Raw genomic sequence first — 20,946 nt, 5'->3', positions numbered from 1 at the left:
GGATCGGCAAACCCGCGTCAGTCCCGGTTCGCGCGGGTTTCGTGGCGAGGAGCGACATCGTCGCCGATCCGGGGCGACCGCGGCGGGGCCGCGATAGCGCCATCGCCGCTCGCCGGGCCGTTCAGACCAACATGCGCTGCCGGATCGAATTCAGCGTTGCCTGGTCGAGCTGCAGGCCATTGCTGATGTACGACGCCATCGATCCGTACGACGTGGTGACCTGATCGAGTGCTGTCTGCAAGTAGGCGGCTTGCGCCCCCTGCAGCGCGGCCATCATGTCGGCCGCATCCTGTCCGCCGGCCTTCTGCGCGTGCGCAACGGACGCGGCGATTTCGGACGCGCTATAGACGTTGGTCAGCAGGTAGTCGGCGAGAATCGTCTGCTGGGGCACGCCCAGGATCGTGTGCAGAATGGCCGTCGCCCAACCGGTGCGATCCTTGCCGGCCGTGCAGTGGAACACCAGGTTGCCGCCGGACGCGGCAAAGCCCGCGAATAGTGCGTGGTAGCTCGTCCGCGCCGTTTCCGACGTGACGAACGCGCGGTACATGCTTTGCATGAATGCCGTCGCGGTGGCGCCGGTGGTCGGAAGCGGCCCGAGATTGGCGACGCCGAGCACGTTGAGGTTCTGCCACGTGGCGCCGTTCAATGTCACATCCGGCTGCGTCTGGATTTCAGAGGTCGTACGCAGATCGCAAACCTGCGTGATACCGAGCGTATTGACGGTTGCGAGGTCGGCAGCGGACAACGCGAGCGCGGGCGAGCGGTAGATCACGCCTTTTTTCATCGCTGCGCCGCTTGCCGTCGCGTAGCCCGTTCCGTCCGGTCCTGCCGTATCGCGAAAGTTGGCTGCCGAACCGAGCCTGGGTGTCGTGACCGTTGCGACCGAGATCGAGTCGCCGCCGCACGCGGACAGCAACGACGCGCTGCCCAGCGCCATGCCTATCGTGCCTGCACCCAGCCGGAGAAAATGTCGGCGGGAAATTTCGTTTTTCTGGTTCATTCACTGGCCTTTGTCGGAGACCGTTACAGGAAGTCCTGACCGCAATCGCGACCGAGACCGCCGCCGGCATGCCGGTGCGGCGGGCAGAGCGGGGACGTGCCGTCTCGATCGGCATGCAGTCGGGCGCCGCGCCTGCGGATCGATCTCGCGCAGGGCAACCGCACGGTAACGATCCGTGGCGAAACGGCCATCGTCCTTTTCGATTAGGCGGGGGCATGCACGGTGCTAGCGCCGCGGGGGCATACGGGTCGGGTTGCACGGCCGGCCGGCCGAAAAATTTCACAGGAATAGTCACAAAATGCATGCGACCCGTTCTAAATCGGCGAACTGTCTGTTATAATTTTTTTCTTTCGGGGCGTAGCGCAGCCTGGTAGCGTACCTGCATGGGGTGCAGGTGGTCGGAGGTTCAAATCCTCTCGCCCCGACCAGACAAGAACCCGCGTCAGTTCAGGCTGACGCGGGTTTTTTCTTGCCCGTCGCTTTTTTGCACATCGCGGCGCGGCCCCGGTAAAATGCAAGGTTGATCCACGGAAAGCGCCGTGATTTAGCGGAAGAGGATTCCCCGAACATGACTGATCTTCGTCTTACCATGCGGTTCGCTGCAGTGCTCGCCACCGGCGCGCTCGTCGCCGGTTGCGGTACGTCGTCGCCCACGAAAGTGGACTACAAGAGCGATTCGAAATCGAAGGAAGCGTCGCTCGCAGTGCCGCCCAACATGCTCGACGAGACGGCCGATCAGCGTTCGCTGCCGCCGCAGGGTGGCGCGACTTCCCTGTCCGCGCTCCAACAGGTCCAGCACACGGCGCCCTCGACGGACACCGTCGCCCCGGCCGTGACCGGCATGCATATCCAGCGCGACGGTACCGAGAGCTGGCTCGTGATCGACGGCAGGAAGCCCGCCGACATCTGGCCGCAGGTCCGCCGTTTCTGGCAGGAGCAAGGCTTCCTGCTCGTCGTCGACCAGCGCGACAAGGGCGTGATGGAAACCGACTGGAACGAGACCCATCCGCAAATCAACGACGGCCTGATCCGTAGCGTGATTTCGAAGGCGATGGGCAATTCGTACGTGACGGCCGAACGTAACAAATACCGGACGCGCCTCGATTCGGCGCCGGATGGCGGCACCTACGTGTTCATCAGCCAGAAGGGCATGCGCGAGGCGCTCACGGGCGCGAGCAACGATTCGAGCAAGTGGGAATCGAAGCCGAACGATCCGGCGCTCGAGACGGAATACCTCAAGCGCTTGATGGCGGTGCTCGCGCAGAACGAGCAGCGCGCGAAGAACGGCGAGCCGCCGATCGCGAACATCAAGGACAACGCGGCGCCGCAGGAGAAGAAGGCGGATACGGACGCATCGAAGGCCGCTGCCGCGGCGATCGCCGCGCAGAACGTCGCGCGTACCTCGTCGCAAGGAAACGACGTCGACTCGGGCGCGGTGCCGTCCGAAGTGACGCTCGGCGAGCCGTACGATCGGTCGTGGCTGCATGTCGGCCTCGCGCTCGATCGCGCGAACTTCACGGTCGACGATCGTGATCGCACGAAGGGGCTGTATTTCGTGCGTTATGTCGATCCGAAGGATCTGACCGCGGCCGAGCAGGGTTTCTGGAGCCAGCTGTTCCACGGCAAGAAGGAAAAGCAGGCGAAGCAGTATCGCGTCAACGTGAAGGCGCTGACGCCCGACCAGACGCGCGTGGCGGTCATCGACGATTCGGGTGCGATCGATACGTCGTCGCCGGCCCGGCAGATCATGGGGCTGCTCGTGAATCAGCTGCGCTGATTGCGGCACGATCCCGATCCCTGAAAAAGCCCGCCTTCCGGCGGGTTTTTTTATGGTCGCGCGCGTCGGCGTCGGCGACGGCGCGTGCGGGACGTTCTGTCCCTCCTCGTGACGTTACGTAACATTCGCGCGTTACGGCAGCTGAGCAGGTGTTACATCGTCATGATCTGGAAAAATATCCTTATAAATCAATTGGGTGTCCGTGTAATCGCACTTGGCACGCAAACTGCTTTATAAGTTTGAATCGTTAGGACAGGGAGGAGGATGTCAGATACCGGGCGGGCGTCGCGAGCGCCCGACCAACGGTGTCGACGTCTTCAGAAGCCGGCGCAGCGAACGCCGGCACAACCGATGACGATCCGCGCGGCGCGCGGATCCCGATGGCCCCGTCGCCTATCCTCGTAGGGCGACGGTTTCGCCCGCGCTTCTCTGAAGCGCGGGCAATTTTTTTTGTGCGGTCGCCTTTCGATGGCGCGCCGACACGGCCGGTACGGGATTCACGTACTCTCGAATTGTTCCAAATGGCGGCGTCGGGAAGGGCGGGAATCGCAGTCGTCGCGCTCATCGTGGCGAAACCGGGCGACGAGGAGTCGTTGCGCGGCGCGCTTGAAGGAATCGTCGAGCCCGCCTGCAACGACGCCGGCGCGCTGCGGTGCGACTTGCGCCGTGACCTGAAGGAGCCGATGCGGTTCGTATTCGTTGAACGCTGGGAGAGCGACGCGGTGTTGGCTGCGCACACGCGTTGCGCGCATATTCTTGCTTGGGCTTGCAGCGAAGCGGCCGCGGACTGGATCGATCGATCCAAAATGCGCGTGCTGTCGACGCTCGTCCGGGCAGGGTGGGGCGGCCGGACGCGTATCCGGCCGCAGTGGCGCGTCAGTGTGACGTGTCGGGTACGTCGAGAATCAGGATGATCGTCCAGTCGGCATCGCCTTCATGGTGATACTGGCGTTCGGCGACGATGAACGGTTGCTGCTTGCCTTGCGGGCCGAGGAAAAGCACATCGCCCTCCATCGGCAGGCACTCGATCGGCGGCAGCGCGAGGTACGCATCGTCCGAGCCGCGCGGCATCAGTTGCTTGATCTTGCGAGTGGCTGCTTCGGTCCACTCGATGTCGAGTTGAATGTTGCTCATGCTGTCCTCCGCACCGGGGTGCGCACGGGTGGAAAATTTCGGTGCGCGACTTTAGCACAGCGCGCGGGCGCCGCAACCAAAAAAGCCGAACCCGGATGCCCGGATTCGGCTTTTCGCTTGTGCGGTGCCGCCGAACTTACTGGCTGGCAGCGTCTGCCGGAGCGGCCTTCTTGCCAGCCTTCTTCGCTGCCTTGTGGTGAGCAGCCTTCTTGACGTGATGGTGCTCTTCCTGCGCCGCCGGCTGTGCAGCCTCGGCTGCTTGCTGCTGTTGCAGCGCCTGTGCGCGCTGCTCGATCTCGGCGATCTTGGCCGGGTCGGTGATGGTCTGGATCTGCGTGCTCTCTTGCGCATACGCTGCGCCAGTCAGCGCCGACATCGCAACCAGGATAGCCAGGGACGTCTTCTTCATTGCTTTACCTCCGCTAAGTGGTGATGAACCCGAGTGTTGCCGTTTTGTCTGGCGACTGCAATCGAGTGCGTGTCGAGTGTAACAAAAGTGACGGATCAATGTGCACCGGATCGAGGCGGGGCGCAAGGCCCCGTTGAAGTCGCGCAACACTTCGCGCGTTCCGTCATGCGCATGCCATCCCGCGAGGTGTCGACATTCCGCTGCCGTTTTGCAGCGCCGTCAAAACCATCCAAGCAGTCGGTACACGTGAAATTGTGCGATACCGACCAGTTCGTGCAGCGCCTGATCGGCATTCACGAGGTTATGCCAGCGGGGCAGCCAGCCCGTTTGCGCGCGCCGGCGATTCGCGTAGACGGGCTGTGGATCGATATCGAAGCGGCGGAAATCGAGCAATGCGCGGCGCATCTGATACGACGACGTCACGAGAATGCGCGAGTCGTCATGTTGTGAGCGTAGTATAGATGCAGTGAATTTCGCGTTTTCGTAGGTCGTGCGGCTGTTCGGTTCGAGAACGAGGTCGCCGGAATCGACGCCTTCCGCGAGCAACCGGCGCCCGTAGACGGCCGCTTCGGTCTCGCCGTGATGTTGCGGGTCGCCGCCGGACATCACCACGGTGCAGCGGGTGGCCTGCTGCCGGCACGTGCGATAGAGCGCCGCGATCTTGAGGATGCGCGCGTCCCCGTCGGGTGGCGGCCGTAGGCCGGTATCGGCGCGCCGCGTGCCGGCGCCGATGATGATCAGCGTGGTCCGCCCGTGCATGTCGGGGTGCTCGACCGGGGTGACGCCTGCCTCGCTCCATGCGATGAGCGGTGCGGCGAGCCAGCCTGTTGCGAGTAGCCAGAACAGCGCCGCGGCAACGATCGCGACGAGTCGGCGCCGCTTGCGGCAGAGCAGGAAACAGATGAAGAGAAGTACAAATGAATCGAACAGAATCAATTTGATTGGGGTATGGTGTCTTTTTATGGATGGCTGACGATCCAGCCTTGACGCGACGCCGAACGTCGGCCTCCAGAATCGGTGGCGGTATCGGCGGGCGGAGACCCCGCCCGGCGCGCCGCTTCGCATTGTCGCTGCACTTTAAGAAAGAATCGAGATGGCCACGTATTCCAACGAAGCGGTGCTCGACGCATTGAGACGAGTGCAGTACCGCCAGGTACCGTGGGCGCGCCGCCCGGGCGTGTTCGAGTATCTCCGGTCGCTTGGGCTGATGGACACGGTCAGGCAGAAGACCGTTGCACCCGCACCGGGTTTCCATGCGCCGGTCGACATTGCCGTGCTGACCGATAATGGTCGAGCCGAATGTGCGCGCCTCGAGCGCGACGAGAAATTGCTTTCCTGGACCGATCGCCGCATAGACGACTACGTCCTGAGCGACGCAAGCGCCGTGGCGATCCTCGAAAGCCGCCTGTAGCGGCGGCCCGTCCTGTCTTCGCGCGCCGCCCGCCGCCGGCGCCAAAAAAAAGCCCGTATCGCGAGGATACGGGCGTACCGGATACTTTTGCTGTTGCCACGCTGTGCTCATGGCAACGATGTGACTCGCCGTATGCCGGGCAGTTCCCGAATTTGGGAATTTTCTTTGATCAAATCCTGCAGATTGCCGGGCTACGGATGATGTGGCATGTCGGACGGTTGCGAGCCGATCCGTGCGCGCGCGTTGCTTGCGATGTCGCCGCGCAGGTCGCCGCGCGGCACGGTCTGTCGGTTGGGCGATGCCGCGGGTTGTTGCTGGCGAAGGGTATTTCGGTGCTCCTGCTGGCGGTGGGGTGGCTTCGCGCGATCGTCAGCGTGAGCGGGGCCGGTCAGCGCCAGCGAAATGACAATGCCGCATGCGACGAGCAGTGACATTGATTTCATGGCGGGGCTCCCTTCAAGCCGTCGGCGCGGCCTGTTGATATGACGCTAAGGTAAGCGCGGGAGTGCAGGCTTGCTGTAAATAATGGTAAATAGATGTATCGCGGCGCGACAACGGTAATCGACGGCAACACGGATGTCGCGCAAAGTACGTGGTGCTGAAAGCAACCGGGCGGCCGAGGCCGCCCGATCTGGCATCCGTTACGCCATCTTGACAGGGGCGCGCCAGGATTCCGGATTGGTCCAGAAGGCGCCGCGCAGCCGGTCGCGGCTCGGCGGTGCGGGCGGCTTCGTCGCGCTCGCCCCGATGCGCCCGCGCAGCGAGATCTGGCGGCCGCTCGTGCCGAGTCGCTTGACGATCTCGGCCAGCGTGCCGTCTGCTTGCCATTCGTCGAAGCGGCGACGGCAGGTCGGCGGCGACGGATAGCGGCCCGGCAGCTTCGACCAGCCTTCACCGGTCGACAGTACCCACAGCACGGCGTTTACCACCGAACGGGCCTCCACGCGGGGACGGCCGCGCCGTTCGCTCCGTGCGGGTTCCGAGCAAAACAGACCCTCGACCAGCGCCCACTCGTTATCTCTCAAATCGTCGAACAGCATCATGTCCTCACCTCAGCGAAGCTAACTCCGGTGCGCTGCCCTGCGCCGCGCACTCTTCAAGCACTCGGATATCGAGTGCCGGGTGGGGGCGTCCGGTTGGCCGGCAGCGGCGTTTCTGCCTTCCGTCCCGCGAAACCTGCGCCCTGTGCGTCAGGTTATGCACGAAGCGTGCCATGTCGGGGGCGATTCCCTCGAGAGCCGCTTGGCAGCGAGCTAACGGCTAAGTCAGCTAGGGGCGTATAAGACGCCAAAATAACCCGGCAGCAAATCAGGACAATCACCAATCTTGTGCAATTCGCCCGTGCCACGTGCGTTTGCGCGAATATTGCACCGCAGCGAAACATGTGCGGCCCATGCCGGATTCGCACATCGAAGCCGGATTCGCGCATTAAAATCGCGCATCGATAACGACGATTGATGAGGTGAGGGGATGAACGTTACGCTGCGCCAGCTTCGCGTGTTCATCGAGGTTGCGCGGCTCAGGAGCTTCAGTCGCGCGGGCGACGAGATCGGGCTCACGCAGTCCGCGGTCAGCCGCTGCGTGCGTGAGCTCGAGGCCGAGCTCGGGCTGAAGCTGATCGACCGGACGACGCGCGACGTGCAACTGACCGACGTCGGCGGGAACCTGATCGCGAGCGTGTCGCGCCTGATCGACGATCTGGACGACACGCTGCGCGAGATTCGCGAGATCGGTGAGCAGCGCCGGGGGCGCGTGATCGTCGCGGCGAGCCCGACGATCGCGTGCCGGCTGATGCCGCGCGTCGTCGCGTCGTGCGAGCGCCAGTTCCCGTTCGTCACGCTCGGCCTGCGCGACGACGTGCAGAGCGACGTGCTGCGCAAGGTGAAGTCGAGCGAAGTCGATTTCGGCGTCGTGATCGGGCCGCTCGCCGTGGCCGATCTCGTGTGCGAGCCGCTGATGACCGATTCGTTCTGCCTCGTCGCGCGCGCCGATCATCCGCTCGCGGCGCGGGCCGAGGTGCCGTGGACGGCACTCGACGGCGAGCGGCTCGTGCTGCTCGACCATGCGTCCGGAAGCCGGCCGCTGATCGACGCCGCGCTGGCCGCCCATCAGGTGAGCGCGACGGTCATGCAGGAACTCGGCCATTCGGCGACGGTGTTCGGGCTCGTCGAGGCCGGCGTCGGCGTGAGCGTGCAGCCGTGGCTGTCGCTGCCGCTGCCCGCCGGCTCGACGCTGGTCGCGCGGCCGCTGACGCCGCGTACCGAGCGCACCGTCGAGCTCGTACGGCGTCGCGACCGGTCGCTGTCGCCCGCGGCGCAAGCGATCTGGGAACTCGTGCGCCAGATGCCGGCGCGGGCCGAGGATCTCGACTGAGGGGACTGATCTGGCGCGCGTGCCGGTACACTACGCGGATCGTGTTCCTCGGCGGTGGTTCTCGATGGTGCATTTCGTAGATGCCGGCCCGGTAACGGGCGAGCCGGCGGCGCGCAGTGCGGTCCACGCGCTGCGTCCGTCGCTGATCAGGGAAGTGGCGAACGCCGGCATCGGCGTGCGCGACGTGCTGCCGTTCTGGTTCGGCGAATCCGACCGGGTGACGCCGGCGTTCATTCGTGACGCCGCAGCCGCTGCGCTGCGCGATGGCAACCTTCTATACGCCCAATCTCGGCATAGCGCCGCTGCGTGATGCGATTGCGGCTTACGTGAGCGCGCGGCACGGCGCGACGGCCGCCGATGCGATCGCCGTGACGAGTTCCGGCGTGAGCGCACTGATGCTGGCCGCCCAGATGCTGGTCGGCCCGGGAGATCGCGTCGTCGCGGTTACGCCGCTCTGGCCGAATCTCGTCGAAATTCCGAAGATCCTCGGTGCGCAGGTCGAGTGCGTGCCGCTGGGCTATGGCGATGCGGGCTGGCGGCTCGACGTCGACCGGCTGCTCGCGGCACTGACCCCCGGCACACGGATGCTGTTCGTCAACTCGCCGAACAATCCGACCGGCTGGACGATGTCCCGTGACGACCGGCAGGCCGTGCTCGCGCATTGCCGCCGGCACGGAATCTGGCTGGTGGCCGACGAGGTGTACGAACGGCTCGCGTTCGATGCGGCCGGCGCGCCGTCGTTCCTCGATATTGCGTCGCGCGACGAGCGGGTGGTCGTCGTCAATTCGTTCTCGAAGGCATGGGCGATGACGGGCTGGCGGCTCGGGTGGCTGGTTGCACCCGCGTCGGTCATGGGCGATCTGTCGAAGCTGGTCGAGTACAACACGTCGTGCGCGCCGGGTTTCATCCAGGCCGCCGGCGCAGTCGCACTGAGCGACGGCGAACCGTTCGTGCGATCGTTCGTCGCGGCGCTGCGTGACGCGCGCGACCATCTGGTCGCCGCGCTGCGAACGTTGCCGGACGTCGAGGTGCAGTCGCCGCCGGGCGCGATGTACCTGTTTCTGCGCTTGCCGGGCGCGGACGACAGTCTCGCGTTCTGCAAGGCGCTGGTGCGCGAGGTGGGGCTCGGACTCGCGCCCGGGCGCGCGTTCGGCCCGGAGGGAGAGGGGTTCGTGCGGTGGTGCTACGCGTGCGATCCGGCGCGGCTCGATGCGGGCGTCGAGCGTTTGCGCGACTTCCTTGCGCGCGGCGCGGCCCGGCGCTGAAGCGGGGGCGGAGCGGACGCGGCCCGTGGTCGGCGGGCCGTTCGGCTCATCTTTACGCACCGGGCAATTTTGCGTAAGATGGCGCTCAGTCACGCGGTTCCGTCGTTGAGCCGTGCTGTTCCGTCCGGTTTGGGCCTGGCTTGAAGTTGGTTCGCCGCCCCCGGTTCGTGCTCCCATCAATATGACCGATCAGAATCGGGCGAGCGCGTCTTCCGTTCCTTTCGTCTGTTTGTTGATCCGGTTCGTTTGACCACAGGGTCTGGCCTAGCTGCATGAATACCCAAGAGGCGAAGATCGTCCTCGAGACTGCTTTGATCTGCGCGCAGGAACCGCTGAAGCTCGGCGATTTGCGCAAGCTCTTTGCCGACGGCGTGTCGGCTGACACGGTCCGCACGTTGCTCGAAGATCTGAAACAGGATTGGTCCGGCCGCGGCGTCGAACTGGTGGCGCTGGCAACCGGATGGCGCTTTCAGAGCAAGCCGGCGATGCGCCACTTTCTGGATCGCCTGCATCCCGAGAAGCCGCCGAAATATTCGCGTGCGGTGCTCGAAACGCTCGCGATCATTGCGTATCGGCAACCCGTCACGCGCGGCGACATCGAAGAGATTCGCGGCGTCACGGTCAATACGCAGGTGGTCAAGCAGCTCGAGGATCGCGGCTGGATCGAAGTGATCGGGCATCGCGACGTGCCGGGGCGTCCGGCCTTGTACGCGACGACCAAGCAGTTCCTCGACGATCTCGGTCTGAAGGCGCTCGACGACTTGCCGGCGCTCGAGGAGCCCGCCGCGAACATCGAGGCTGCGCTGCTCGCGCAGCAGGCGATGGACTTCGACGGCGCTGCGCCGGCTGCAGGCGCGTTGCTGGAAGCCGGTGCAGCGGCGGCCGATGAGTCGCACGTGCAACCGGACGAATTGCCGGGCGACGCCGCGACGGACGTCGCGTCGACGCAGGAAATGCCGAACCGCGATACGCTCGAAGCTGATCGCGGGCAATCGGAACAGGGCGGTGCCGAAGCGGTGCCGACCGGCGTGCAGCCCGAGCCGCTGCGCGTGCAATGGAACGAGGAAGATCGCAAGCCGGCCGCCGACGCGGCTGCCGGAGGCGGAGCGGAAGCGGCCGGCGACATGCCGGGCGAGGCTGGCCAGGCCGACGCCACCCGCTCCCGTCCCGCGGACGGCGAGATGCTGGACGATACGTCGGACAGTCTTGCCGACGCCGTACGAAGCGCCAGTGCGCCCATCGGCGCCGACGCGCTGCCGGACGACGAAGCAGAACCCGAACAGCGCCGCGCCTGATCGCGGCCGACTTCTTGCCGCGCCCGCGCCGGGCGCGGGACCTGACATTTTGAGGTTGTTTTGACAGATATCCACGATATTGAATCGTCCGCGCCTGCCGTGCAGGCCGCGCGTGCCGACGATACGCCGGAGCAGGACGCTCCTGCCGCGGGTGGTGACGAGCGTCCCCGCCGCGGCCTGCGGCGCGGCCCGCGCAGCCTGATCGCGCGCCGTCGTGCGGCGGCCAAGTCGAAGGGCGCCGACGGCGAGCCGCAAGGCGACGAAGGCGCGGAAGCGCAGCCGGCCGAAGCCGCGGAAGCGCAGCGCCCCGCGCGCGCACCGCGCAAGGAAGGCGCGCCCAAGGGCGGTCGCAAGCCGGCCGGCAAGCGCGAAGGCGCAGCCAAGGGTGCGCAGGGCGCACAAGGCGGTCAAGGCCGGCGCGGCGGTGCCGCGAAAGCCGAGGGTGGCGCAGCGAAGGCCGACAGCGACGCGTCGCAGGACGATCTGTTCGCCTATGTGACGTCGCCGGCCTTCGACGCGGACAATTCGGCGGGCGGCAGCGGCGTACGTGCGCCGATGCTGCGTCGCGGTCGCAGCCAGCCGACGAACAAGCGCGTGCTGTCGCCGGACGACGACGCGCCGAAGCTCCATAAGGTGCTCGCGGAAGCGGGCATGGGCTCGCGCCGCGAGATGGAAGAGCTGATCGTCGCCGGCCGCGTGTCGGTGAACGGCGAGCCCGCGCACATCGGCCAGCGCATCATGCCGACCGACCAGGTCCGGATCAACGGCAAGCCGGTCAAGCGCAAGCTGCCGAACAAGCCGCCGCGCGTGCTGCTGTACCACAAGCCGACGGGCGAGATCGTCAGCCATGCGGACCCGGAAGGTCGTCCGTCGGTGTTCGACCGCCTGCCGCCGATGAAGACGGCGAAATGGCTCGCGGTCGGCCGCCTCGACTTCAATACCGAAGGTCTGCTGATGCTGACGACGTCGGGCGATCTCGCGAACCGCTTCATGCATCCACGCTACAGCGTCGAGCGCGAGTATGCGGTGCGCGTCGTCGGCGAGTTGTCCGAAGGCATGCGGCAGAAGCTGCTGCATGGCGTCGAGCTCGACGACGGTCCGGCAAACTTTCTGCGTATCCGCGACGGCGGCGGCGAAGGCACGAACCACTGGTATCACGTTGCGCTGGCTGAAGGCCGCAACCGCGAAGTGCGCCGGATGTTCGAGGCGGCCGGCTTGATGGTCAGCCGCCTGATCCGTACGCGTCACGGCCCGATCCCGCTGCCGCGCGGCCTGAAGCGCGGCCGCTGGGAAGAGCTCGACGAGGCGCAGGTGCGCAAGCTGATGGCGACCGTCGGCCTGAAGGCGCCGTCCGAAGAGAAGGGCAAGCGCAGTGGTGGCGGCCAGGCCGAGCGCCGTCAGCCCGATCCGATGGAGACGTCGATGGGCTTCATCAGCCGCGAGCCGGTGCTGACGACGCATGGTCAGCTCGACCAGCCGCGTCGCGGCGGCCGTCGTGGCGGTCCGGGCCTGCCGGGCTTGAGCGGCTACGGCAGCCTGCCGGTTTCGCCGTCGGGCTATGGCAACCGCTCGGGTGGCGGTCGCGATGTCGACGGCAATCGCGCGTCGTACGGTGCGGGTCCGAAGCGTGAAGGCGCGGGCGGCAAGCGTGGTGGCGGCAAGGGCGGCAACCGCAATCCGAACGGCAATCGCGCCGAAGGCGCCGGCAACGGCGGTAGCGGTGGCGGTGGCGGCGCACGCGGCGGCCAGCGTCCGCAGCGCAACCGCTCGCGCGGTCGCTGAGCGCTTCCGGCATACGGCATACGGCGGCGTGAGGCCGCCGGTGTGCCGGCGAGACCTGCATCGGCCCGATGAGGGCGGCACCTCGCGTTGCGTGGTTTGCTTTTGACTGTATATATGTTGCGCTGCCGGATTGTTTCGCCTGGTCGGACAGTCCGGTTTCGCATTTTTGGTCGATAAAGGCGGGCTGGACGCCGCTTTTACCGGCTGGCTTGGCGTTTGCGCCAAAAATCGCTATAATCGCGGAGTCGCTGGGCGTACGGATTCAATGTGCGGCTCAGGTGCGACCACCAGTAAGAAGATGGGCGTTCCGCCCATTTTTTTTTGCTGAAACGGTTAGGCATCTCGGGTAGCGCTTCCTGCGCCGGCTAAGGCGCGCGCCCGCGGGTGAATCGCGAGCGGCGGGCGCGAACACCTGAGAGGACACTGTGCAACTGACGGAACTGATAGAAACCACGGTCACCGGGCTCGGCTACGAGCTGGTGGATCTCGAGCGCACCGGGCGCGGCATGCTTTGCATCTATATCGATCAGCCTGCCGGCATCTCGCTCGAAGATTGCGAAAAGGTCACGCGTCAGCTCCAGCACGTCTTGACGGTCGAAAACATCGATTACGAACGGCTCGAAGTCTCGTCCCCGGGGCTCGACCGCCCGTTGAAGAAACTGGCCGACTTCGAGCGCTTCGCCGGCAGCGAAGTTTCCGTGACCTTGAAAAAGCCGCTGGACGGGCGCAAGACGTACCGGGGCATTCTGCACGCGCCGAATGGCGAAACGATCGGTTTGGAATTTGAGAGGAAGAAGGGCGAGGCGGCCATGCTGGATTTCACGCTGGCCGATATCGACAAAGCCCGCCTGATTCCGCAAGTTGACTTTAGGAGCCGCAAATAATGAGTCGCGAAGTGTTGATGCTGGTGGATGCGCTGGCGCGCGAGAAAAACGTCGACAAGGATGTGGTGCTGGGCGCCCTCGAGGCTGCGCTCGCGTCCGCTTCCAAGAAGCTGTTCGACGAAGGCGCCGAAATCCGCGTCCATATCGATCGCGAAAGCGGCGAGCACGAAACCTTCCGTCGCTGGCTCGTCGTGCCCGACGAGGCAGGCTTGCAGGAGCCGGATCGCGAGATCCTGCTGTTTGAAGCACGTGAACAAAAGCCCGACGTCGAAGTCGGCGAATTCATCGAGGAGCCGGTGCCGTCGATCGAGTTCGGCCGCATCGGCGCGCAGGCCGCGAAGCAGGTGATCCTGCAGAAGGTGCGCGATGCCGAGCGCGAGCAGATCCTGAACGACTACCTCGAACGCGGCGAAAAGATCATGACGGGGACGGTGAAGCGCCTCGACAAGGGCAACTTCATCGTCGAATCGGGCCGTGTCGAAGCGCTGCTGCGCCGCGACCAGCTGATCCCGAAGGAAAACCTGCGCGTGGGCGACCGCGTGCGTGCGTACATCGCGAAGGTCGACCGCACGGCGCGCGGCCCGCAGATCGAACTCTCGCGCACGGCGCCCGAGTTCCTGATGAAGCTGTTCGAGATGGAAGTGCCGGAAATCGAGCAGGGCCTGCTCGAAATCAAGGCAGCCGCTCGCGATCCGGGCGTGCGCGCGAAGATCGGCGTGATCGCCTACGACAAGCGGATCGATCCGATCGGCACCTGCGTCGGCATTCGCGGCTCCCGCGTGCAGGCCGTGCGCAACGAGCTCGGTGGCGAAAACATCGACATCGTGCTATGGTCCGAGGATCCCGCCCAGTTCGTGATCGGCGCGCTCGCGCCGGCAGCCGTCCAGTCGATCGTCGTCGATGAAGAAAAGCACTCGATGGACGTGGTCGTCGACGAGAACGAGCTGGCTGTCGCGATCGGCCGCAGCGGTCAGAACGTTCGCCTTGCCGGCGAACTGACCGGCTGGCAGATCAACATCATGACGCCGGACGAATCCGCCCTGAAGCAGGGTGAAGAGCGCGACCGACTGCGTGCGCTGTTCATGGCGCGTCTCGACGTCGACGAAGAAGTTGCCGACATCCTGATCGACGAAGGCTTCACGAGCCTCGAAGAGATCGCCTACGTGCCGCTCAACGAAATGCTCGAAATCGAGGCGTTCGACGAGGACACCGTGCACGAGCTGCGCAACCGCGCACGCGACGCACTGCTGACGATGGCGATCGCGAACGAAGAAAAGGTCGAGAACGCAGCGCTGGATCTGAAGGGCCTCGACGGCGTCACGCCGGAGTTGCTCGCGAAGCTGGCTGAACACGGTATGCAGACGCGCGACGATGTCGCCGAGCTGGCTGTGGATGAACTGGTCGACATGACCGGGATGGAAGAGGATGCCGCTAAGGCGTTGATCATGAAAGCACGTGAACATTGGTTCCAGTGAGAAATGACCATGGCGCACTGATTTGATGGCGGCCGTATGGCCTGACCCGATGCTAACCGCAAGGAATCTGTCCTTGCACTAAGAGGAATGAATGGCGAGTAACAACGTAGCCCAATTTGCCGCGGAACTGAAAATGCCTGCTGGTGTGCTGCTCGAGCAGCTGCAGGCAGCGGGCGTCCAGAAAGCGAGTGAAGACGATGCGCTGTCCGAGGCGGACAAGGCGCGTCTGCTCGATCATTTGCGCAAGTCGCATGGCGCAACCGACGGCGACAAGCGCAAGATCACGCTGACCCGCAAGCATACGTCGGAGATCAAGCAGTCTGACGCGACGGGCAAGGCTCGCACCATTCAGGTCGAGGTCCGCAAGAAGCGCACGTTCGTCAAGCGCGACGACGTGGCCGAGGGTGCGGAACAGGGTCAGGCGCAGGTCGCCGAAGCGGACGACGATGCAGAACTGAAGCGTCGCGAGGAAGAGGCGCGCCGCGAGGCAGAGCTGCTTGAGCAGCAGGCGCAGGAACTGCGCGAGCGCCAGGAGCGCCTCGAGCGCGAGGAAGCCGAGCGCCGTGCCCGCGAGGAAGCGGCCGAGGCTGAGCGCCGCCGTGCCGAGGAAGAAGCGGCGGCGAAGCGTGCCGCGGCCGAAGCTGCAGCGGCACAGCAGGCTGCTGCGCAGCAGGCCGCCGAGGCCAAGCAGGAAGCAGCAGGTGCGCAGTCCGCGCAGGATGAAGCACGCGCGGCCGCCGAACGTGCGGCACAGCGCGAAGCGGCGAAGAAGGCCGAGGACGCAGCCCGCGAGGCTGCCGACAAGGCGCGCGCCGAGCAGGAAGAGATCAGCAAGCGTCGCGCGGCGGCAGAAGCCGAAGCGCGCGCGATCCGCGAAATGATGAACACGCCGCGCAAGGCCGTGGTCAAGGCAGTCGAGCCGCCGAAGCCGGTCGAGCCGCCGAAGCCGGCCGAAGCGAAGGGCACGCTGCACAAGCCGGCAAAGCCGGCGGGCGCAGGCGCGCAGGCACGTCCGGCCGTGAAGAAGCCGGCCGGCGCAGCGCCGGCGACGACGCAGGCACCGGCAGGCGCGGGCGACCGCAACAAGAAGCCGGGCGGCGGCAAGGGCGGCTGGCAGGACGACGCGGCCAAGCGCCGCGGCATCAAGACGCGCGGCGATTCGAGCGGCGGTGTCGACCGCGGCTGGCGCGGCGGCCCGAAGGGGCGCGGCCGTCACCAGGACAGCGCATCGTCGTTCCAGGCGCCGACCGAGCCGATCGTGCGTGAAGTGCACGTGCCGGAAACCGTTTCGGTCGCCGATCTCGCGCACAAGATGTCGATCAAGGCCTCGGAAGTCATCAAGGTGATGATGAAGATGGGCCAGATGGTCACGATCAACCAGGTGCTGGACCAGGAAACGGCGATGATCGTCGTCGAGGAACTGGGCCACCGCGCGGTTGCGGCGAAGCTGGACGATCCGGAAGCACTGCTGGTCGAAGGCGAGACTGGTACCGATGCGGAGCAACTGCCGCGTCCGCCGGTCGTCACGGTGATGGGTCACGTTGACCACGGCAAGACCTCGCTGCTCGACCACATCCGCCGCGCGAAGGTTGCAGCGGGCGAAGCGGGCGGCATTACGCAGCACATCGGCGCTTATCACGTCGACACGCCGCGCGGCGTCATCACGTTCCTCGATACGCCGGGTCACGAAGCGTTCACGGCAATGCGTGCACGCGGCGCGAAGGCGACCGACATCGTGGTGCTGGTGGTAGCGGCCGACGACGGCGTGATGCCGCAGACGAAGGAAGCCATCGCCCACGCGAAGGCAGGTGGCGTGCCGATCGTCGTTGCGATCAACAAGATCGACAAGCCGGAAGCGAACCCGGACCGTGTCAAGCAGGAACTGGTCGCGGAAGGTGTCGTGCCGGAAGAATACGGTGGCGATTCGCCGTTCGTGCCGGTGTCGGCGAAGACGGGCGTCGGTATCGACGACCTGCTCGAGAACGTGCTGCTGCAGGCCGAAGTGCTGGAGCTGAAGGCACCGGTCGAGGCGCCGGCCAAGGGTATTGTGATCGAAGCGAAGCTCGACAAGGGCAAGGGCCCGGTCGCGACGATCCTGGTGCAGTCCGGTACGCTGAACCGCGGCGACATCGTGCTCGCAGGCACGGCTTATGGCCGCGTGCGTGCGATGCTCGACGAGAACGGCAAGCCGACGAAGGAAGCTGGCCCGTCGATCCCGGTCGAAATCCAGGGTCTGTCGGAAGTGCCGGGTGCAGGCGAGGAAGTGATCGTGCTGCCGGACGAGCGCAAGGCGCGTGAAATCGCGTTGTTCCGCCAGGGCAAGTTCCGCGACGTCAAGCTTGCGAAGCAGCAGGCTGCGAAGCTGGAAAGCATGCTCGAGCAGATGGGTGAAGGCGAAGTGCAGAACCTGCCGCTCATCATCAAGGCGGACGTGCAGGGCTCGCAGGAAGCACTCGTGCAATCGCTGCTCAAGCTGTCGACCGACGAAGTGCGCGTGCAGATCGTGCACAGCGCGGTGGGCGGCATCAGCGAAAACGACGTCAACCTGGCAACGGCATCGAAGGCGGTCATCATCGGCTTCAACACGCGTGCGGATGCACAGGCGCGCAAGCTGGCCGAAGCGAACGGTATCGACATCCGCTACTACAACATCATCTACGACGCAGTGGATGAGGTGAAGGCCGCGATGTCGGGCATGCTGGCGCCGGAGAAGCGCGAAGTCGTGACCGGCATGGTCGAGGTGCGCCAGGTGTTCAAGGTGCCGAAGGTCGGTACGGTTGCCGGCTGTATGGTCACCGACGGTATCGTCAAGCGCTCGTCGTCGGTTCGCGTGCTGCGCAACAACGTCGTGATCTTCACGGGCGAACTCGAATCGCTGAAGCGTTTCAAGGACGACGTGAAGGAAGTCAAGCAAGGCTTCGAGTGCGGTATGTCGGTGAAGAACTTCAACGACATCATCGAAGGCGACCAGTTCGAAGTCTTCGAAGTGACCGAAGTCGCGCGTACGTTGTAATCGTCGCGTATCGGCTCATGGGCGGGGCAGGCTTGGGCCTGTCCCGCCCATTTTCATGGTGGCGTGCCAACGGCGCGCCGCTTTATCCTGATAACGGGATCACGGATCGATCATGTCCAGGAAACGTACTTCCCCCAATCGCAACGTTCAGATTGCTGACCAGATTCAGCGCGATCTGTCCGAACTCATCATGCGCGAGGTCAAGGACCCGCGCATCGGCATCGTGACCATCCAGAGCGTGGAACTCACGCCGGACTACGCGCATGCGAAGGTGTACTTCACCGCGCTTACCGGCGATCCGGCCAAGACGCAGGAGGCGCTGAACCATGCGTCGGGCCACCTGCACAACCTGCTGTTCAAGCGCCTGCACATCCATACGGTGCCGACGCTGCATTTCCATTACGACCAGACGATCGAGAAGGCCGTGGAAATGTCGCGCCTGATCAAGGAAGCCAACTCGACGCGCGCGAAGGACGACGACGAAGCCGACGCGCCGGTGAAGGACGACTGAGCTCGCACCGCATATGACGACTGCAGCATCCCAGCGTCCACGCGTGCCGCGGCGCGCGCTGGACGGTGTCCTCCTGCTCGACAAGCCGGTCGGCCTGTCGAGCAACGACGCCCTGATTCGCGCGAAGCGTCTGCTGCTCGCGAAGAAAGCCGGCCATACCGGCACGCTCGATCCGCTGGCCTCCGGTCTGTTGCCACTGTGCTTCGGCGAGGCGACGAAGTTTTCGCAGGATTTGCTCGACGCGGACAAGACCTACGAAGCGACGATGCGTCTCGGCGTGCGCACGACCACCGGCGACGCGGAAGGCGACGTGCTCGACACGCGCGCCGTCGAATGCGACCGGCCGGCGGTGGAAGCGGCGCTCGCGCGCTTTACCGGCGAGATCGTGCAGGTGCCGCCGATGTATTCGGCGCTCAAGCGTGACGGCAAGCCGCTGTACGAATACGCGCGTGCGGGCCAGACCGTCGAACGGGAAGGGCGCAACGTGACGATCCATGCGCTCGACCTGCTTGCCTGCGAACTGCCGGACGTGACGTTTCGCGTGACGTGCAGCAAGGGCACGTATGTGCGCACGCTGGCGGAAGACATCGGCGAAGCGCTCGGTTGCGGCGCACACCTGACGATGCTGCGTCGCACGGGCGTCGGTGCGCTGACGCTCGAGCATGCGGTGACGCTCGATGCGCTGTCCGACGCCGACGAAGCCGCGCGCGATGCGTGGCTTCAGCCGGTCGACGCGTTGCTGTCGACGTTTCCGCTCGTTCGTCTCGACGAAGCCAGCGCGAAGCGGTTTCTGCACGGTCAGCGCCTGCCGCTGTCGGCGCTCGACCCGATCGACGCGACGGAGGGTGAGCGCGTGCGCGTGTACGACGCGGCGCGGTTGCTCGGCGTGGCTCGCAAGGCCAATGGCGTGCTCGCACCCGAACGCCTCGTGGTGACGGCTGCATGATTCGCGGCGCGCACGCGCCGTCGGATTGAAAAAAGCCCGGGTCGACCGGGCTTTTTGTTTTGCGCGCGCGTCAGAGCGTGGCGCTCAGTGCGCAGCCGACGCCGCCGCACCGGCATCGCCGCCGCCGGCCCGTTCGGGCTTCGTGATCCAGATCAGTCCGATCAGCAGCACGAAGATCGCTGCCGATATATAGAACAGGTCGTTCACGCCGAGTTGCGCAGCCTGCTGCGTGGCCATGTTGTTGACGAGGCCGTGCGCCTGATCCGGCGTCAGCCCGAGGTTGCCCATCTGCGTGACGGCCTGGTTGAACGTCGGGTTGTACGGGTTGGCCTGCTCGACCAGTTGCGCGTGGTGGAAGTTGTTCCGGTGATCCCACGCGGTCTGGAAGATCGACGTGCCGATGCCGCCGCACATGATCCGCACGAAGTTCGACAGGCCCGATGCTGCGGGAATGCGGTGGCCGGGCAGGCCGGACAGCGTGATCGACACGAGCGGGATGAAGAAGCCCGCCATCGCGATGCCTTGCACGAGCGTCGGCAGCGTCAGCGACCATTGGTCGACGCCGGTCGTATAGCGCGAGCGCATCCAGAAGCACAGCGCGAACGTCAGGAACGCGGCGGTCGCGATATAGCGCGGGTCCGTGCGCGGCAGGAACTTGCCGGTCAGCGGCGACAGCAGGATCGCGAACAGCCCGACCGGGGCCATCACGAGGCCGGCGTCGGTTGCCGTATAGCCGATCTGGGTCTGCAGCCACAGCGGCAGCAGCACCAGATTGCCGAAGTAGAGCCCGTAGCCGACCGCGAGCGCGATCGTGCCGCCCGTGAAGTTGCGCCTGCGGAACAGCGACAGGTCGACGACCGGATGTTCTGCCGTCAGCTCCCAGATCACGAAGAACGCGAACGAGATGACCGCGATCAGCGCGAGCGCGATGATCGTGGTCGACGAGAACCAGTCGAGATCCTTGCCTTTGTCGAGCATGATCTGCAGGGAGCCGACCCACAGCACGAGCAGCGCGAGGCCGACGCCATCGATCGGCGCGCGGCGCACCGTCGATTCGCGCGTGCGATAGATCGACCACGTGGCAAGCGCGGCGCCGATGCCGACCGGGATGTTCACGTAGAAGATCCACGGCCACGAATAGTTGTCCGAGATCCAGCCGCCGAGGATCGGGCCTGCGACCGGTGCGATCAGCGTCGTCATCGACCACAGGGCGAGCGCCATCGGCGCCTTTGCGCGCGGGTAGCTCGACAGCAGCAGCGATTGCGACAGCGGAATCATCGGCCCCGCGACCGCGCCCTGGAGCACGCGCGACGCGAGCAGGAATGGCAGGCTCGGCGCCAGCCCGCACATCCATGACGAGATGACGAACAGGATGATCGACGCGAGGAACAGGCGCACCTGTCCGAAGCGGTCGGTCAGCCAGCCCGTGAGCGGCACGGAGATCGCATTCGCCACCGCGAACGACGTGATGACCCACGTACCCTGGTCGGACGACACGCCAAGGTCGCCCGAGATGGTCGGGATCGCGACGTTCGCGATGGACGTGTCGAGCACGTTCATGAACACCGCGAGCGATACTGCGATCGTCCCGAGCACGAGTTGCCCGCCCTGCAGCGGCGGGTGGGAGACAGGAGCCTGTGCCATGTCGGTAGTTTTTCCGGAGTCGGAGCC

16 protein-coding genes, 1 tRNA gene and 3 pseudogenes are annotated in these 20,946 nt (G+C 65.4%); 13 read left to right on the top strand and 7 right to left on the bottom strand.

The features are described from left to right. Positions 1-121: 121 nt before the first annotated feature. Positions 122-937 carry a tyrosine-protein phosphatase gene (locus PI86_RS06625; protein ID WP_235362699.1) on the bottom strand — a complete coding sequence of 272 codons (816 nt, stop codon included), beginning with the start codon at positions 935-937 and terminating at the stop codon, positions 122-124. Positions 938-1,351: 414 nt separating this feature from the next. On the opposite strand from PI86_RS06625, the gene PI86_RS06620 reads away from it, so the two are divergent. The 3 genes and pseudogenes from PI86_RS06620 to PI86_RS16195 form a co-directional block, all read left to right on the top strand. Further along, a tRNA-Pro gene (locus tag PI86_RS06620) sits at positions 1,352-1,428 on the top strand. Between the two features lie 140 nt (positions 1,429-1,568). Further along, positions 1,569-2,777: an outer membrane protein assembly factor BamC gene (gene bamC, locus PI86_RS06615; protein ID WP_014897230.1), complete on the top strand. Its 1,209-nt coding sequence runs from the start codon at positions 1,569-1,571 to the stop codon at positions 2,775-2,777. A gap of 521 nt (positions 2,778-3,298) precedes the next feature. After that, positions 3,299-3,607: pseudogene (locus PI86_RS16195) on the top strand (putative quinol monooxygenase); the annotation flags it as partial. Between the two features lie 46 nt (positions 3,608-3,653). Here PI86_RS16195 and PI86_RS06610 read toward each other — a convergent pair. The 3 genes from PI86_RS06610 to PI86_RS06600 form a co-directional block, all read right to left on the bottom strand. Then, positions 3,654-3,911 carry a hypothetical protein gene (locus PI86_RS06610; RefSeq protein WP_014897229.1) on the bottom strand — a complete coding sequence of 86 codons (258 nt, stop codon included), beginning with the start codon at positions 3,909-3,911 and terminating at the stop codon, positions 3,654-3,656. 136 nt (positions 3,912-4,047) lie between these two features. Beyond that, a complete protein-coding gene (locus tag PI86_RS06605; protein ID WP_014897228.1) occupies positions 4,048-4,320 on the bottom strand; it encodes a hypothetical protein in 273 nt (90 codons plus the stop codon). A gap of 219 nt (positions 4,321-4,539) precedes the next feature. Continuing rightward, the gene (locus PI86_RS06600; protein ID WP_039320109.1) at positions 4,540-5,256 is read right to left on the bottom strand and encodes a YdcF family protein; all 717 of its coding nucleotides are present in this window, start codon (positions 5,254-5,256) and stop codon (positions 4,540-4,542) included. 157 nt (positions 5,257-5,413) lie between these two features. On the opposite strand from PI86_RS06600, the gene PI86_RS06595 reads away from it, so the two are divergent. Further along, entirely contained in the window at positions 5,414-5,731 is a 318-nt protein-coding gene (locus PI86_RS06595; protein ID WP_039320107.1) for a hypothetical protein, read from the top strand. A gap of 191 nt (positions 5,732-5,922) precedes the next feature. Here PI86_RS06595 and PI86_RS16190 read toward each other — a convergent pair whose 3' ends face one another. Together PI86_RS16190 and PI86_RS06585 are read right to left on the bottom strand one after the other, a co-directional pair. Beyond that, positions 5,923-6,174 (bottom strand): hypothetical protein, encoded by a 252-nt coding sequence (locus PI86_RS16190; protein WP_082012160.1) that lies wholly within the window; start codon positions 6,172-6,174, stop codon positions 5,923-5,925. A 201-nt stretch (positions 6,175-6,375) separates the two neighbouring features. Then, a pseudogene (locus PI86_RS06585) lies at positions 6,376-6,771 on the bottom strand (transposase); the annotation flags it as partial. 430 nt (positions 6,772-7,201) lie between these two features. Between PI86_RS06585 and PI86_RS06580 the strand changes: the two are divergent. The 9 genes and pseudogenes from PI86_RS06580 to truB all read left to right on the top strand — a co-directional run bounded on the left by PI86_RS06580 (position 7,202) and on the right by truB (position 19,275). Further along, entirely contained in the window at positions 7,202-8,104 is a 903-nt protein-coding gene (locus tag PI86_RS06580) for a LysR family transcriptional regulator (RefSeq protein WP_039320103.1), read from the top strand. Between the two features lie 64 nt (positions 8,105-8,168). Beyond that, positions 8,169-9,369 (top strand): annotated as a pseudogene (locus tag PI86_RS06575) (pyridoxal phosphate-dependent aminotransferase). Between the two features lie 272 nt (positions 9,370-9,641). Continuing rightward, the gene (gene scpB / locus PI86_RS06570) at positions 9,642-10,664 is read left to right on the top strand and encodes an SMC-Scp complex subunit ScpB (RefSeq protein ID WP_039320100.1); all 1,023 of its coding nucleotides are present in this window, start codon (positions 9,642-9,644) and stop codon (positions 10,662-10,664) included. A 60-nt stretch (positions 10,665-10,724) separates the two neighbouring features. Then, positions 10,725-12,446: a 23S rRNA pseudouridine(2605) synthase RluB gene (rluB, locus tag PI86_RS06565; RefSeq protein ID WP_039320097.1), complete on the top strand. Its 1,722-nt coding sequence runs from the start codon at positions 10,725-10,727 to the stop codon at positions 12,444-12,446. A 425-nt stretch (positions 12,447-12,871) separates the two neighbouring features. Then, positions 12,872-13,330, top strand: a complete 459-nt coding sequence (gene rimP, locus PI86_RS06560; RefSeq protein ID WP_014897219.1) for a ribosome maturation factor RimP — start codon at positions 12,872-12,874, stop codon at positions 13,328-13,330. Next, on the top strand, positions 13,330-14,805 hold the full coding sequence (gene nusA / locus PI86_RS06555) for a transcription termination factor NusA (RefSeq protein ID WP_039320094.1): 1,476 nt from the start codon (positions 13,330-13,332) through the stop codon (positions 14,803-14,805). The genes rimP and nusA overlap by 1 nt, the downstream gene beginning before the upstream one ends. A gap of 91 nt (positions 14,806-14,896) precedes the next feature. After that, entirely contained in the window at positions 14,897-17,818 is a 2,922-nt protein-coding gene (gene infB / locus PI86_RS06550; protein WP_039320091.1) for a translation initiation factor IF-2, read from the top strand. 112 nt (positions 17,819-17,930) lie between these two features. Further along, positions 17,931-18,329, top strand: a complete 399-nt coding sequence (gene rbfA / locus PI86_RS06545) for a 30S ribosome-binding factor RbfA (RefSeq protein WP_039320088.1) — start codon at positions 17,931-17,933, stop codon at positions 18,327-18,329. 13 nt (positions 18,330-18,342) lie between these two features. Beyond that, a complete protein-coding gene (truB, locus tag PI86_RS06540) occupies positions 18,343-19,275 on the top strand; it encodes a tRNA pseudouridine(55) synthase TruB (RefSeq protein WP_039320086.1) in 933 nt (310 codons plus the stop codon). 84 nt (positions 19,276-19,359) lie between these two features. Here truB and PI86_RS06535 read toward each other — a convergent pair whose 3' ends face one another. Then, the gene (locus PI86_RS06535) at positions 19,360-20,919 is read right to left on the bottom strand and encodes a DHA2 family efflux MFS transporter permease subunit (protein WP_039320083.1); all 1,560 of its coding nucleotides are present in this window, start codon (positions 20,917-20,919) and stop codon (positions 19,360-19,362) included. Positions 20,920-20,946 lie beyond the last annotated feature (27 nt).

The sequence above is a fragment of the Burkholderia sp. A9 genome (assembly GCF_000801975.1).
Note: the sequence above shows the minus strand (reverse complement) of the source record. Positions and strands in the feature narration are given on the sequence as shown.